Source organism: Asaia astilbis JCM 15831 (assembly GCF_000613845.1).
Classification (GTDB): domain Bacteria; phylum Pseudomonadota; class Alphaproteobacteria; order Acetobacterales; family Acetobacteraceae; genus Asaia; species Asaia astilbis.
In genome coordinates, this window is sequence record NZ_BAJT01000013.1 from 21,393 (window position 1) to 36,316 (window position 14,924).

The 14,924-nt window shown below is 56.7% G+C and carries 10 protein-coding genes and 3 pseudogenes; 9 read left to right on the forward strand and 4 right to left on the reverse strand.

The features are described from left to right. From JCM15831_RS10545 to JCM15831_RS10555, 3 genes are read right to left on the reverse strand one after another with little or no spacing between them, the layout of a single operon-like run. A complete protein-coding gene (locus JCM15831_RS10545; protein ID WP_025824242.1) occupies positions 1–1,494 on the reverse strand; it encodes a sodium:solute symporter in 1,494 nt (497 codons plus the stop codon). Positions 1,495–1,553: 59 nt separating this feature from the next. Then, entirely contained in the window at positions 1,554–2,255 is a 702-nt protein-coding gene (locus JCM15831_RS10550; protein WP_025824243.1) for an acetolactate decarboxylase, read from the reverse strand. Between the two features lie 23 nt (positions 2,256–2,278). Continuing rightward, positions 2,279–3,238 (reverse strand): glutaminase, encoded by a 960-nt coding sequence (locus JCM15831_RS10555; protein WP_025824244.1) that lies wholly within the window; start codon positions 3,236–3,238, stop codon positions 2,279–2,281. A gap of 140 nt (positions 3,239–3,378) precedes the next feature. Between JCM15831_RS10555 and mntR the strand changes: the two are divergent. The 9 genes and pseudogenes from mntR to JCM15831_RS10595 all read left to right on the forward strand — a co-directional run bounded on the left by mntR (position 3,379) and on the right by JCM15831_RS10595 (position 14,139). Next, a pseudogene (gene mntR, locus JCM15831_RS18315) lies at positions 3,379–3,890 on the forward strand (manganese-binding transcriptional regulator MntR). Positions 3,891–4,252: 362 nt separating this feature from the next. Next, positions 4,253–4,795, forward strand: coding sequence for a hypothetical protein (locus JCM15831_RS22770; RefSeq protein ID WP_051528452.1), 543 nt, complete (start codon positions 4,253–4,255; stop codon positions 4,793–4,795). Then, a complete protein-coding gene (locus JCM15831_RS18320; RefSeq protein ID WP_232228141.1) occupies positions 4,792–5,781 on the forward strand; it encodes a Hint domain-containing protein in 990 nt (329 codons plus the stop codon). Before JCM15831_RS22770 ends, JCM15831_RS18320 begins: the two co-directional genes overlap by 4 nt. Positions 5,782–5,961: 180 nt before the next feature. After that, positions 5,962–6,243, forward strand: coding sequence for a hypothetical protein (locus tag JCM15831_RS20320; RefSeq protein WP_051528455.1), 282 nt, complete (start codon positions 5,962–5,964; stop codon positions 6,241–6,243). 376 nt (positions 6,244–6,619) lie between these two features. Next, positions 6,620–8,010 (forward strand): annotated as a pseudogene (locus tag JCM15831_RS18330) (Nramp family divalent metal transporter). A gap of 119 nt (positions 8,011–8,129) precedes the next feature. After that, a complete protein-coding gene (locus tag JCM15831_RS10580; protein WP_025824245.1) occupies positions 8,130–10,436 on the forward strand; it encodes a TonB-dependent receptor in 2,307 nt (768 codons plus the stop codon). Between the two features lie 92 nt (positions 10,437–10,528). Beyond that, a pseudogene (locus JCM15831_RS18335) lies at positions 10,529–12,806 on the forward strand (FdhF/YdeP family oxidoreductase). Continuing rightward, positions 12,803–13,654: a formate dehydrogenase accessory sulfurtransferase FdhD gene (gene fdhD, locus JCM15831_RS10590; RefSeq protein WP_025824246.1), complete on the forward strand. Its 852-nt coding sequence runs from the start codon at positions 12,803–12,805 to the stop codon at positions 13,652–13,654. The pseudogene JCM15831_RS18335 and the gene fdhD overlap by 4 nt, the downstream one beginning before the upstream one ends. Then, on the forward strand, positions 13,651–14,139 hold the full coding sequence (locus JCM15831_RS10595; protein ID WP_025824247.1) for a nitrate reductase associated protein: 489 nt from the start codon (positions 13,651–13,653) through the stop codon (positions 14,137–14,139). The genes fdhD and JCM15831_RS10595 overlap by 4 nt, the downstream gene beginning before the upstream one ends. Here JCM15831_RS10595 and JCM15831_RS10600 read toward each other — a convergent pair whose 3' ends face one another. Further along, positions 14,140–14,745: a molybdenum cofactor guanylyltransferase gene (locus tag JCM15831_RS10600; protein ID WP_025824248.1), complete on the reverse strand. Its 606-nt coding sequence runs from the start codon at positions 14,743–14,745 to the stop codon at positions 14,140–14,142. Between the last annotated feature and the right edge of the window lie 179 nt (positions 14,746–14,924).

Consider the following 14,924-nt stretch of genomic DNA (forward strand, 5'->3'; position numbering starts at 1 on the left):
TCACCGGGAACGGCTTGAACTCAAGACACTGTAACATCCTGCGCCTGCAAGGTGGAGCAGGATCCCCAGCGGGACAAGCCATGGAAAGGCGATTGAGACGCCTCTCAGCTGTCCGCCAATCAATATGGTCGCCATGACCAGTAACGAAAATAGAAACCCTGCCCTGACTGCTTGCGACATGAGTTTCGGCAAAAACAGCGCACACAGAAAAGCGCCGAGCGTCGGGCCATAAGACCACCCCGCTATGGTCAGCCCCAGAATAACCGCCGATTTGCTCCCCAGAGTGAACAAGGCAGCGCCGAGCAGCAGGATTGCCCCCCAGATCAGGGTCATGAAGCGCGCGGCAGAGAGCGCGCGCGGCGTATAGCCTAGAACGCGTATCATGCGCTCGATCCAGCGTGTGGGTGCAGGACCGAAATCGGTCAGGCTCGCGCCGGCCATTGCGTTTAGCGTGGACGAGAGTGACCCCATTGTTGCACTTAGCACCCCGGCGATCAGCAGACCCGACACACCTGCAGGGAGCGCCTGCACGATGAAATGAGGGAAAAGCTCGTCGGGTGATCCAAGCCCCTGTGCCGCAAGACTCTGCCCGCCCTGCCTGATCCAAAGCTGCACGCCCAGCAGTGACAGCAGACCGAAAAGCAGTGCCACCACAAAGGCGCTCCCGATCAGCGCCAGGCGCGCCTCACGCAGCGAGCGCGCTGCGAGCACACGCTGTACCATGAGCTGATCCGTACCGTGCGAGGCGACAGAGAGGATACCCCCACCGATCACCGCCGCAGCAAAGGTGAAAGGATCGCGCCACCAGTTTTGCCCTGTCACAGGATGGAAAATGCGCATCATTCCCGCATCCCAGGCGTGATGCCATCCGGATCCTGAGAGAGCGCTTCCGACAAAGATCACACAAAACACGGCACCAAAGCCGTAAATCCCGAGCTGAATGGCATCCGACCAGACAACAGCACGCAGCCCACCCAGAACGGTATAGACCAGCGTAAAGATCAGAATGGCTGCCAGTATCGTCCAGCGACCGAGCGGCAAGCCACTTTGGGAAAATAGCCAGACAACGGGAAGCGCGCCAGCGAGCAGGCGGATGCTCTCGGCCAGAAAGCGCGTCACCAGAAACGCCCCCGAAGCGAGTCGCTGCATCGACGCTCCGTAGCGCTCTCCAAGCAACGCATAGGCGCTTGTCAGCCTGCCTTGGGCATAGCGTGGCAGAAACCAAATCGCCACAGCACTCCGACCGAGACAATAACCTGCGGCAATCCCCAGAAAGACCAGTCCCTGAGTGTAACCAACGCCCGGGATACTGATGAAAGTCAGGGTCGATGTCTCGGTAGCAACCAAAGACAGGCAAAGCGCCCACCAGGGCAGGTCATGCTTGGCAGAAAGGAAGTCTTCCGAAGAACTGCGGGCTTTGCGGCTGACGCGCCAAATGAGCAGCGAAAGGGCTGCGAAATAGACGACAATAACGAGGCTATCGAGCGATCTCATCTCACCTCGCGAACATGATCGAATGACGTTGACGGGTCTCTGCTATAAGCGGCCACGCCTTATTTCTCGATCCGATGAATCATCTCATCAAGGGCGCCGACATCGATGGAGAGCGCGCGATAGGCGTCACTCGCGGGATTAACAATCTCGATCGAGGTTTTCTCCTCAAAGCTCAGCGTGGCTTCTGACGCTTCAAACTCGAGAACATGACCACTGATCCGCGCCTCGTCGTCGAGAAAATGAAAGTGGAAGCCCGGCACGGAGACCCGACCGAACAGCTCAGGCGTCCAGAAACCGATCAGACGACCGGAAATACTCTTGTAGCTGTCCTCCCGCTGTGAGGCGGCAACGTCATCGACCGAGCGTTGACTGCCCTCTGCGCGTTGAGGGCGACGGAGCAGAAGATGATCGAATACCCCGACGATCGTGACAGCGAGGAAGATATTATCAGGGCGGATGAACTGGCTCAGTCTCTCATACGCGGTATCCTGCGTCACCGATACAATGCGATGGGTCTGCTGAGGGCTGAACTCGGTCACCTGCAGGAACGGAACAAGGGTCTCTGCCGTGACAAGATGCAGAGCCTCACCGGCTGACGCCTCATGCACCTTCCCCTCATGAATGGTCAGCTCGCCGCTGATCTCAGGAGAGCAGCCGAGACCGAACCCATGAGCGGGGCAAAAATGCGAGAGCGGAGCCTCGCCCCGAAGGTGCCCGGACATCAAGGCACCGATTGTCGAGAATTGCGTAATCTTGCTCATGAAGGATCCCCTTGCGAGCGATTTCAGGTGATCTGCTGCACCGAGAGAGGAAACGGATTGAATACCGACCAGCCCGTCTTCTGCACCAGTTTTTCAAGAGCCAATGTCCCGAGCAGAGAATTGCCCTGTGCATTCAGACCCGGTGACCAGACGGCAACGGAGGCAAGACCGGGAGCAATAGCCAGAATACCCCCGCCCACGCCGGATTTCCCGGGCAGCCCGACACGGATCGCGAAAGCCCCCGAACCATCATAATGGCCGCACATCATCATCAACGCCATGATGGAGCGGGCATGAGACACGGTTGTGACCGCTCGCCCCGAATGAAGGTCGACGCCCCCCGTCATCAGAAAACAGCCAATTTCCGCAAGCTGACGGCACGACATCGTCAACGCACATTGATGGAAATAGAGGTCGAGCGTCTCGTCGATCGGGTTTTTGATATTGCCGAAGGTCCGCATGTAATTGGCGAGGGCAGCGTTCCGAAATCCGGTTTCGCGTTCCTGTTGTGCCATATTTTCATCGATATGCAGCCCGGCTGGCGAGCCTGCCAGCCCGGTTGTGAAGTCGAGCAGGGCCTGACGTGCGCCAAGACGTCCCCATGTCGAGACCAGAATATCGGCAATGACAATGGCCCCGGCATTGATGAACGGATTGCGCGGAATGCCATGCTCGCTTTCGAGCTGAACGATCGAATTGAAGGCGCTGCCCGATGGCTCCTTGCGCACGCGACGCCAGATTTCACTCCCCTCCAGAGACAGTGCCAATGTCAGGCCGAACACCTTGGACAGGCTTTGGATGGAAAAAGCTTCATCAGCATCTCCTGCGAGATGAGGAGTGCCTCCTGCATCGATAACCGCAATGCCGAACTTGGCCGGATCGACACAGGCGAGAGGCGGGATGTAATCCGCAACCTGACCGCGGTCAGTCATCGCCCTCATGTCATGGGCGATTTCGGCAACGATGCTGTCGAGATCAGCCATGAGCTTCCCTTCCTGTTAGGCACGTCTGGTTCCGTGCCAGACATGGCACGGGCTCGGGCTTCACACAACGCCCTCCCGGCGTTGGATCCGAAGCGTTGTAGATATTGAGGTCGACGCCCTTATCTGCGAAGAGAAACGTCATGAGCGGCGGCAAGAAAAAATCTGACAAGCCCCCGGCGGACCCCAAGGGGCTTGCCGAAGCAACCCTGCCCGATGTGTCCGCACAATCGGAGGGGTTTCGGCTCAATCGCGCGGCACGGCGCAATGCGCTGATCGAGGATTATGTCGAGCTGATTGCCGATCTGCTCGCCGAAGGGCTTGAAGCCCGTCAGGTCGATATCGCAACCCGACTTGGGGTCTCTCAGCCGACTGTTGCCAAGATGCTGACCCGTCTTGCCGCAGAGGGGTATGTGCATCGCCGCCCCTATCGCGGGGTCTTTCTAACCGAAAAAGGCCGCAGCGTGGCTGACGAGGCGAAGAACCGCCATCGTATTGTCGAGAGCTTTCTGCGCGCCTCGGCATCCGGGAAGAGACGCTGCGTGTCGATGCAGAGGGCATTGAGCATTATGTCAGCGATGAAACGCTTGAGGCCTTTGACCGAGCACTCTCCGCTGGCCTCGCTGATCTGCTTGCGAAAGGACGATCGACCTGATGCCCTTGCATGGAGATCAACCTCGACGCGCATAAGGTCATAGATCAGCACATTTTTTCGTAAAAAGCGCGCGCGCGTACCACTTCCGTCGGTTGTACAGCGCGTCATTGATGCACCGTTACGGTACACCAGAAGAGTCCTACTCAGCTTGCGTAGGTATTAAACGCGCGACCCTCAGTGACCTGAAAAACAGTCGCAGACGCGCCATCTGCTCTTCCGTCATCTAAGGCGATCAGCCCAACTTCATACACTCAAAGAGTCTGAAACAGCGCTCACGACCCCAATCGAAGGGATTTGAGCCTGACGCCAGTCAGCTTGCAACCCATACCAGCCAATTGGCCTGCCCATGAGCGCTTAAGTGGATGGGAATAACCGACCATATTCGTGCAATTACTGACCTACTCGCTCAACGATGGAGCACTCTCGTAAAATACCGGATGGCGCAAATAGCTATGTTCAACTCCAGTGATCAACTTACCGGACCCTATATTCTTAATTTTTCATATTTGGACGCAAACGGGAAACTTTCTGGTATCTCCAATAGCGCCAAAGTCATCTTCGATCCAAGCACGAAGACATTTACGGTTAACGGCAAAACACACGAATATTATTATTCCTGGTTCGGGTGGGGTCAGTATGGGGAAGCGCGCCCAATCATTATACTTGATGATAGGCATGGCGGATATTACGCCATTACGCAGGCCAACATCGATCTATCGAAAATTATATTTAAAAAAGAAACTACGCTAGAAGAACCAAAGTTCAGCGATGCTTGGACGATTTGGGACCTAACGGCCCTGGCCAAGAGCGGTATCTCCACTTCGATTCAAGTGGGAACACTTACTTTGACCCTTGTTTTCTTGCTGGCACCAAAATTTCAGTCTGTGGTGAATTTCAAGACATAGACGACCTCGTTGTCGGCGGACAGATCGATGTCTTCGTAAAGGGTCAAACAAGCCAGCAGACAATCTCCTGGATTGGAAAATCCGTCAGAAAATCCAGCCCCCATCTTCCCGATGATCAGGCTGGATATCCGGTCCGCGTTCTCAAAGATGCGATTTCTGATGGAGTACCGTTCAAAGACATGCTGATCACGGCGGAACACTGCCTGTTTTTCGATGGAAAATTTGTCCCAGCGCGTATGCTCGTGAACGGTCGATCCATCTTCTTTGACAAAACAATTACATCTTACGATTATTATCATATCGAAACAGAAAATCACTCGGTCATCATGGCCGATGGCATGCTGACTGAGAGCTATCTCGACACCGGAAACCGGCACTCCTTTTCCCAGAGCGGCAATGTCATCTCGACCGGCCACAGCCGGAACCTGACTTGGGATGACGCCGCAGCTCCCCTGACGGTCTCCCGCGAAACCGTCGAACCTCTGTTCCGTCAAATCGCAACCCGTGCAGAAAAGGCCGGTGTCGCGATCCACACTCCAGTCCGCCCTCTTACCAATGACAGTGCTATTCATCTGACGACGGAGACGGGACTAGTCATCCGCCCGACGCGGGAGCACAACGGGCAGGTCATATTCATGATCCCTGGCGGCATCGAAAATGTTCGGCTGGTCTCCCATGCCAGCCGACCCTGTAATGTGATCGGACCTTTCGTCGATGACCGTCGCCAGCTCGGCGTTCTGGTGGGTGAGATCAAATTGTTCGAATGCGACACAACACAAACGCTCACCGATCACCTCTACGATCCCCACCTCTCGGGCTGGAATAACGTGGAAGAGGGCACCACGCGCTGGACCAATGGGAACGCCCGGCTCTCACTGGGGCACCGCGCATCAGACTCTATCGCCCTGATGGCAATCGAAGTTCGAGCCGCAGGCCCCTACATTCTTGATGAAAATTTCTTCGAACAACACGCTCTAACAGCCTGAGCGTCCACACTGTCGGGAGGTATAATCGCAGGGAGGATCATCAGGCTTTGAAAGCGACCAAGGTTTTTCTCTGAGAATCAGGACTTGCGCACTGGAAAGATGTCGACTTGCTGACCGAAAGGCTTGAGGTCCATCAGGGCGATATCGCAACGCAACTTAGGACCTCTCAGCATTGTCGCCATGATGCTGACCCGCCTTGCCGCAGAGGGGTATGTGCATCGCCGCCCCTATCGCGGCGTCTTTCTGAACGAAAAAGGCCGCAGCGTGGCTGACGAGACGAAGAACCGCCGTCGTATTGTCGAGAACATATCCCTCCTGAGCAGCAGCACACCACAACTGGTGAGGTTTACCACGGATGATGATACGTTCTTCGTCCAGATGTCAGACATTATCAGCCCCCGTGCGGAGCAAGGAGCACCCATCGCTGCACCGAATTTCAAGCTCCATCGACGGATTGTCTGATACGAGACCACGATCCCCCACCCAGCAGAAGTTTTTCCAGCAAATGAGAGCGAAAAGACAGTCAAACAGCCTGAGCGATCAGCTCACGCTCAAATCGATACCGTTCGTCGCTTAGATAGGGCGCTTTCATCGCCAGCATCCACCTCCCCGTGATTGATGCGACATGACCTCAAGCCCCTACCAAGCCTTATACCACGAACGGTTCTCACGACTGCTGGGTTAAACACCCCATAAACACCAGCCCTCTGATTTTGCAAAAACAGGTCGAAGGCAAAGCCAACCCGATCATCAACTGCACGTTACCAGCCAGAAACGTTGCCCTTAACTAAATATAGCATATTGCATATTTATAAGCCTTAGGTTTGAGTAGCGCCCTATGTCCAGCACGCCGCCCGCCCAGGGAACGACTTCCAGCCCTGACCAACGCCCTCAGTCTCGCACCTCATGGCGCTTCACGCGTGCCGTCGGGGCGGAAGGCAAGAGTCTGCCTGAGGTCTTTTCCTCGATCCGTGTCGCCCCTGAGAATGCGGGGTGGTTGAGGCGTTTTCTCTCCTTTGTCGGCCCCGGCTACATGGTCGCCGTCGGTTATATGGACCCCGGAAACTGGGCAACCGATCTGCAGGGCGGAGCGCAATTCGGTTACACCCTGCTCTCGGTCATCATGCTCTCCAACCTGATGGCAATTCTTCTTCAGGCGCTGGCGGCACGGCTCGGATCGTGACAGGGCGCGATCTGGCTCAGGCTTGCCGCGATCATTTTCCGACATCCGTGTCACTTGTTCTGTGGTTCACCTGTGAGCTGGCGATTATCGCCTGCGACCTTGCGGAAGTGATCGGTACAGCCGTCGCACTGCAATTGCTCTTTCACATTCCGCTCCTTTTCGGTGCCATCATCTCGGCATTCGACGCGCTGCTCGTTCTCTTTTTAATGAATCGCGGTTTTCGCTACCTCGAAGCTTTCATCATCGGGCTGCTTACCGTGATCGCCGTGTGTTTCGGCGTACAGATCGTGGCAGCCTCCCCGCCGGTCGCTGCGGTGCTCTCCGGCTTTCTTCCTCGCGCCAGCGTGGTGACGAACCCGGCCATGCTGTACATCGCCATCGGCATCATCGGGGCGACAGTCATGCCCCATAATCTCTATCTGCACTCGTCAATCGTTCAGACACGCGATTACAAACGCGATGATTCCGGCAAGAAAGACGCACTCCGCTGGGCGACGCTCGACAGCACGGTTGCCCTCATGCTGGCCCTGTTCATCAATGCCGCCATCCTCATTGTTTCCGCGGCGGCCTTCCATGGCACGGGTCATCAGGATGTGGCCGAGATCGAGGATGCCTATCGTCTGCTTTCCCCAGTGCTGGGTATGGGCGCAGCATCCACCCTGTTCGCCGTCGCCCTGCTTGCGGCTGGGACAAACTCGACTGTCACCGGCACCCTTGCCGGACAGATCGTAATGGAGGGCTTCCTCCAGCTGAGCATTCCCCATTGGGCACGGCGGCTCATTACACGAGGCCTTGCCGTGTTGCCCGTTGTGGCCGTCACAGCCCTCTACGGCGATCATGGCGTGGGCAAGCTGCTGATCTTCAGCCAGGTCGTGCTGTCGCTTCAGCTTCCCTTTGCTGTGGTTCCCCTTGTGATGTTTGTCTCTGACCGGAGCAAGATGGGGCGCTTTACAATTCCGACCGGCATGAAAGCCCTGTCCTGGCTGGTTGCCGGGATCATTCTGCTCCTGAATTTCAAACTACTTTACGACACACTCGCCGCCTGAAGCGGCGTCATCACCCAGGCACTCCATCGTCCCACCGCATCATGAAAGGCCTCATCATGCCGCGCCACAGGTCACAATATAGCAATTGCTATTATATAAAGCAGGAAGATGTTTTTGGAGTGTCTGCTTATTGGCGCCCCTGCGTAACGCTGTTCCCTGCCCTCATCGCGCCCTGCCTTGCTCTGATCTGCGCCTCGAAAGCCTGTGCTGCTGCACATCTTTCAGGCAATGACCCTGCGGCCGTCCACCGGACCGCTCCAAAAGAGAAGAACGGCCTGAATATTCCCTCTGAACAGGCTCATACTGCGACAGCCCGGAAGCCGAGCCCTCCGACCAGCACTGAACCGACACAGGCAAAGAACCCCGCTTCGGCTGCCGCCTCCCCGGCGCGCGCAGGTCCCGTGCGAGAGAACATCACGGTGAAAGCTCATTTCGATCAGGCACGCGGGCGTCTGGCGCCGGGCCTGGGCGCCGTCTCCTATGGCATCGACCAACGGCAGATTCAGGTCACGCCCGGCGGTGAGAACGCGGCGTTCAGCCAGATCATGCTGCGTTTGCCCGGTGTCGTGATGGACTCCTACGGCGAGGTACATGTCCGTGGGGAGCATGGCGGGCTGACCTATCGGGTCAACGGCGTACTGCTTCCGGAGGGCTTGAATGGCTTTGGTCAGGAACTGGACAGCCGGATTATCCAATCCGTCGATCTTCTGACCGGCACCCTGCCCGCTCAGTTCGGATTTCGTACGTCAGGCGTGGTGGACGTCAAAACAAAATCGGGAAACACCCTGAAAAGCAACCAGCTCTCGCTCTATGGCGGAAGCTACAACACGTTCATCCCGTCCTTGCAGCTTGGAGGATCGAAGGACCGCTGGGATTATTTTGTCACGGCCTCCTATAACCGCAACGACATTGGCATCGAGAACCCGACGAACTCTTTTCGCGCGACGCATGATTTCACCCAGCAGGAAAAAGCCTTCGGCTATCTCGCTTATCAGCTGGACGATGAAAGTCGGATCAGCCTTCTGACAAGCGCCTCCTACGCCGATTTTCAGCTTCCCAACACGACGGGTCTGCCGATCCTGTATCAGTCGTCGACGATTGCCCCCGATGACCAAGATATCCAGTCTCGCCTTCTTCGTAACGGTCAGACAGAACAGAACTATTACGCCGTTCTGTCCTACCAACGCAGCACGGAGAAGACGAACCTGCAGGTCTCACCCTTTTTCCGCTACGGCCGTATCGGCTATCGGAACGATCCGAACCGTGACCTCGCCTTTTCCGGCATCTCACAACATGAGGTCAATGACTTCACGACGGGCGGTGTGCAAGTCGATACGTCCTACGAGATCGCCCCGCATCATACCCTGCGCTTCGGTTTGCTCGGGCAATATACTTCAGAGCGCCTCGATACGAATACGCTCGCTTTTCCGATCAATGAGGCTGGAGAACAGATCTCGATCGACCCGAGACAGATTATCGATCATAGCGGCAACTGGGCTGTGGAAGCCGGAGCCTATCTTCAGGACGAATACCGCATCACGCCGAAGCTGACCTTCAATTACGGTCTGCGATACGACCGGTTTGCGTCATCCTTCCATAACGAGGGGCAACTCAGCCCTCGCGCCAATATGGTCTGGAAGGCGAGCAAAAAGACTACGGTACATTTCGGCTACTCACGCTACTTTGCACCACCCTCACCCCAATATATTTCGGACACCACACTCGGAAAATTCGTTGGCACGACCAATGCCCCTGAGACGATGCTGAATACCCCTACGCGCGTCGAAAAATCCAATTATGTCGATGTCGGCATCTTGCACCATGTCACCCGGGATTATCAGATCACGATCGATGCCTTTGGCAAATGGGCACGCGATCAGGGCGATCTGGGACAATTCGGTCGGGCGGTTATTCTTGCGCCCTTCAGCTATCGGAAAGGTCGCGTTTACGGGGCCGAAATCGGCAATGCGTGGCGCCATGGAGGCTGGTCGGTCTATGGGAACTTCTCGTTCGTAAAAACCTGGGCGAAAGACATCAATTCCGCACAATATCAATTTGAAGTTGCCGAACTGGACTATGTCAGACGTCACGGAATTCGGCTCGATCACCAAGGAGAATTCACCTCGTCAGCGGGTGCGTCCTACAGCAACAGGCACGACATGGCTTATGTCGATTTTCTCTATGGCTATGGCTTGAGAAGCGGCTTTGCCAATCTGGAGAAACAGCCCTCCTATGCCATCTTCAATATTGGCTACGCGCATAATTTCACCAACGTCCCCGTTGGGCACAGCGTCAAGCTGCGCGCGGATGTCGTCAATCTTTTCGATCACCGCTATCAGCTTCGCGACGGGAGCGGCGTGGGCGTGACACAGGCGCAATACGGGCAAAGGCGGGGCACGTTCTTCTCTGTCGTCAGCAGCTTCTGACGAGCCTCACGCAGATATGAGGACATAAGCTCAACGCTTGGAAGGGTGCTGCGTATAGTGTGGGTCCCCCGGCTCATCTGGAGAAATGGCCCATGCCCGAGCAAAAGACCCGGTTCAAGCCGTATCATCATCCGGCCGGAGGCTGGGGGGCGGTCAAGGCCACAGCCAAAGCTCTGCTCGAACAAAGTGTGGTCACCAAGGGCTCGCGTGCCCTTCTCTCGATGAACCAACCTGGCGGTTTCAAATGCCCGAGCTGCGCCTTCCCTGATCCGACCCATCACAAGAAAGTCGAGTTCTGCGAAAATGGCGTCAAGGCTCTTGCCGTCGAAGCGACCAAGCGCCGGGTGACACGCCACTTCTTTGCCGAGCATAGCGTGACCTCTCTTGCCGCTCAGAGCGATTACTGGCTTGAGGAACAGGGCCGTCTTACAGAACCCATGCGATATGATCCGACAACGGATCATTATGTGCCCTGCTCCTGGCAGGATGCCTTCGATCTGATCGGTCGCCATCTGCGCCAACTCGAGACACCCGATCAGGCTGAGTTCTATACCTCGGGGCGGACCTCGAACGAGGCGGCCTTTCTCTATGCCGTTTTCGTCCGCGCTTATGGGACGAATAACTTTCCCGATTGTTCGAACATGTGCCACGAGCCGACCAGCCGTGGATTGCCCGCCGCCATCGGCATCGGCAAAGGCACGGTTGTGATGGACGATCTCGACCACGCCGAGGCCATCTTCATCGTTGGGCAGAATACGGGCACGAACTCGCCGCGCATGATGGGACTGCTTGCCCATGCCCGCAAACGCAACGTGCCGATTGTTGTCGTCAATCCTATGCCCGAGCGAGCACTCATCCGCTTCACCGACCACAAGACCCGGTCATGATGGCGACAGGAGGCTCAACAGCGATTGCAACGGAATTCGTGCATATCCGCATAGGCGGCGATCTCGCGTTTTTCAAAGGGATGATGAAAATTCTTCTCGAACGCGATGCCGCAGGGGAGGACGTACTCGATTGCGCTTTTATCGCAGAGCACACCGAAGGCTTCGCTGCCCTGCGTGCAGACGTCATGCAGCAGGGCTGGGCAGATATCGAGAAGATATCGGGCATCGAAAAGGCCCAGATCGAGCGGGCCGCGTCGATCTATGCACAATCGAAGGCCACAATCGTTTGTTTCGGCATGGGCATCACCCAGCACCAGCAGGGCGCCCGCATGATCCAGCAGATTGCCGCCTTCCTGATGCTACGTGGCAATTTCGGGAAGAAAGGTGCCGGGATTGCCCCGATACGAGGCCACTCGAATGTTCAGGGTGACCGCACGGTGGGGATCGATGAACGACCGACCCCGGCTTATCTCGATCGGCTGGGCGCCGTTTTCGACTTTGAGCCACCACGGGAGCACGGACACCATGCCGTTGAGTCAGTCGAAGCCATGCTGGCAGGCACGGCGAAGGTCTTCATCGGGATGGGCGGCAATTTCATTCACGCGATCCCTGACACCACACGTGCCTATGAGCCATGCGGCAGCTCAACCTGACGGTCGGCATCGCAACCAAGCTGAACCGCGGACATATCGTGCATGGACGCGATGCCCTGATCCTGCCGGTCATCTCCCGATCGGAAATCGACCGTCAGGCAACCGGCGAGCAATTCATCACCATTGAAGATGCCATGTCGACCGTTACTGCCTCGCGCGGTGTCCTCGAGCCAGCCAGTCCGGATCTTCTTTCCGAGGTCGCCATCGTCTGCGGCATGGCACAAGCGACGCTGCCGGACAGCAAGATTCCCTGGGCGCTCTTCGAAACCGATTATGGGCTCATTCGCGACAAGATCGCCGCTGTCTATCCGGAAATCTACACCGATTTCAACGCCCGCATCCGTAATCCACAAGGGTTTCATCTCGACATCCCGCCCCGTCGTCGGGTCTGGAAAACCCCCTCAGGCAAGGCCCAGTTTCTGCTTTTTTCCGGTCTCGATGTCGATGATCTGGTCGAGGATCGTGACATGCTTCGTCTGTCTACGATCCGTTCGCATGACCAGTTCAACACAACGATCTACAGCATGAACGACCGGTATCGCGGAATCTACAATACCCGAATGATCGTGTTCATGAACGAAGAAGACATGCGTGCACGTCATCTGGAACAGGAAATGACGGTCAGTCTCGAAACGCTCTCGACAGACGGCATTGCCCGTCATGTGGATGATCTCGTCGTCGTCGCCTATCCCCTGCCGCGCGGGTCGATCGCGGGCTATTATCCCGAGCTCAATCCGTTGCTCCCGCTCAATCATTTCGATGAAATCAGCGGCACACCCGCCGCAAAATCCATCCCTGTGCGCGTCGTTTCCTCCGGGAAAACGCCATGACAACACGCCCTGACAGCCTCGCCGATGCCCATGTCCTGCGACATGCGATCACGATTGGGCCGGAAGGCACGCAGGACCGTGTCGAGCTGGGCATTGCTGAAGAAACGCCCCTCACGCTGATTTTCAACGAATTTCATGTCCACGCCGTGATGATGATCACGCCGCTCGATCTGCATGATTTCGTGCTGGGCTTCATGCTGACAGAGAAGATCATTGCGCGCCCTTCCGATCTGATCTCCTGTCATTTCGATCGTCATGACGATCAGCTCTCAGCCCATATTCGTATACCCGGTACTGATTTCAGTCGTCTCATCAGGCGGGGACAGAGATTGATGACCGGCGGTAGCAGTTGCGGCCTGTGCGGCGTGAGAACGCTCGATGACGCCGCTACAACGCCGCCTGAACTCCCGACACATTGTATTCCGGTGCAGGCAATCAGAAGAGCTCTCTCTGCGCTCGCCGGTCAGCAGGTCCTGAACCAGAAGGTCCGTATGGTGCATGCCGCTGCCTGGGCCTCTCCAGACGGGATGATCCATTATCTGCGTGAAGATGTGGGGCGTCATAATGCCCTCGACAAACTGATCGGCATTCTCAGCCAGTCTCCCCGAGATCCTGGACAGGGCTTCTGCCTGCTCACAAGCCGCTGTTCCTTCGACATGGTCGAAAAGGCCCTGACTTTGGGGATTTCCACGCTGGTCTCGATCTCCTCACCGACCGACCGCGCCATACGGATCGCTCAGCATGCCGACATGACCCTGATCGGAAATGCGCGACCGGAACGCCTGACAATTTTCTGCGGTGCACACCGCCTGGTCAAACCTGCATCCATCGAGATGATTTCCGCATGAATTTCGACCCTGAAACCGAGTTTTTTGACTTTGAACAGGATTTTGCCGGAACGTTACGCTGCATCCCCATGCGCGTGCGCCTGAAGCTCGACCTATGCGCCATCAAGCTCAGTCTGCGTCAGTGGAGCCAGCTTACCTCTGACGAGCGCAAAGAGCTTTTACACAGGGCGTGCGAGACCGCAGCAGAGCAAAAACTTTACCATGAGCAGCTGATGGACCTGATCGTTGCGCGCTGTGACGAACCACCTAGAACTCTTAAGCAAAACGACGATCATCTTTGGCGCAACACAGAGCTTGTGCCGGACTGCGTTCTGTCTCAGGCAAAACTCGATGCCGTCATTGCGCCTAGTCTTGATCAATGGCGGGCTTTGCACGCTCTTCAGCGATTTGCCCTCGTGAAACTGGCGCGTTCAAAACACGAAAATGAGAATTATGTGCCTGCACTGATCGAATTCGGTCTGGCCCATGAAGGGTCTCTTTCCTGATCATGTCAGAGGAAAATCCGTCGCCACACAATCTTCGAAATGCTGGACGTCTTCTGGTCTATTGATGTTGAAAAAAGGATCTTCCCCCGCAACGGGAAAAACGACGTGCTGCGTGGTAATCTGATCAGCAAAAGGACGCACTGCAAAACGGCGCCGGTCACCTGACAATCGCGCCTCGCTGAGATAGCGACTCAAGGCCTGAGCCGAACTGACCGGCCAGAGCGCAATAAGAGGATGTACATGCTGCACGCTGACCGCACAGGAGGGGCCGGGCAAAAGCCTTTCGACCAGATCCAACGGGATAAAAGGCGTGTCTCCGGGGACAGTCAGCACCTGAGACGCTCCAATCTCCATCGCCCACTCCATGGCGGAAAGAACACCCGTCAGTGGTCCCTCATCGGAATGGTGGTCGAGCAGGAGATGATGACCGAGCTCCCGGTACGCAAGCTGGTCAGGACGTACAGAGAGCGCAGTCATTGAGACCTGAGGGCGAAGGCGAGAAAGTAAAACCTCCAGTGGGGTAACATTTCCCGCCTGCAACAATGGTTTGTCGCACCCTCCCAGTCTCAGCCCTCTCCCGCCGGCCAGAATGACCGCAGGAGTCACGTGACGGTGGATTTCACCGCGGAGGCGGGGGCGGAAGAGGCTGGTCGGGACCGTGCCTTTCCGGGTGGTGGCGCCAGCGATGCCTCGGGGGATGATGCGGCGGAGGCGGTGGTGGAGGTCCTACCCGACCCGCGCCAGGCGGTGGGGGCGGCGGTCCCCCCCTATCGTGTGGACCTGCA

Bases quoted from the DNA above. Each gene is read 5' to 3' on its own strand.
- JCM15831_RS10545 (WP_025824242.1), bottom strand. From the start codon at position 1,494: ATGAGATCGCTCGATAGCCTCGTTATTGTCGTCTATTTCGCAGCCCTT.
- JCM15831_RS10550 (WP_025824243.1), bottom strand. From the start codon at position 2,255: ATGAGCAAGATTACGCAATTCTCGACAATCGGTGCCTTGATGTCCGGG.
- JCM15831_RS10555 (WP_025824244.1), bottom strand. From the start codon at position 3,238: ATGGCTGATCTCGACAGCATCGTTGCCGAAATCGCCCATGACATGAGG.
- JCM15831_RS22770 (WP_051528452.1), top strand. From the start codon at position 4,253: ATGGGAATAACCGACCATATTCGTGCAATTACTGACCTACTCGCTCAA.
- JCM15831_RS20320 (WP_051528455.1), top strand. From the start codon at position 5,962: ATGATGCTGACCCGCCTTGCCGCAGAGGGGTATGTGCATCGCCGCCCC.
- fdhD (WP_025824246.1), top strand. From the start codon at position 12,803: ATGACAACACGCCCTGACAGCCTCGCCGATGCCCATGTCCTGCGACAT.
- JCM15831_RS10595 (WP_025824247.1), top strand. From the start codon at position 13,651: ATGAATTTCGACCCTGAAACCGAGTTTTTTGACTTTGAACAGGATTTT.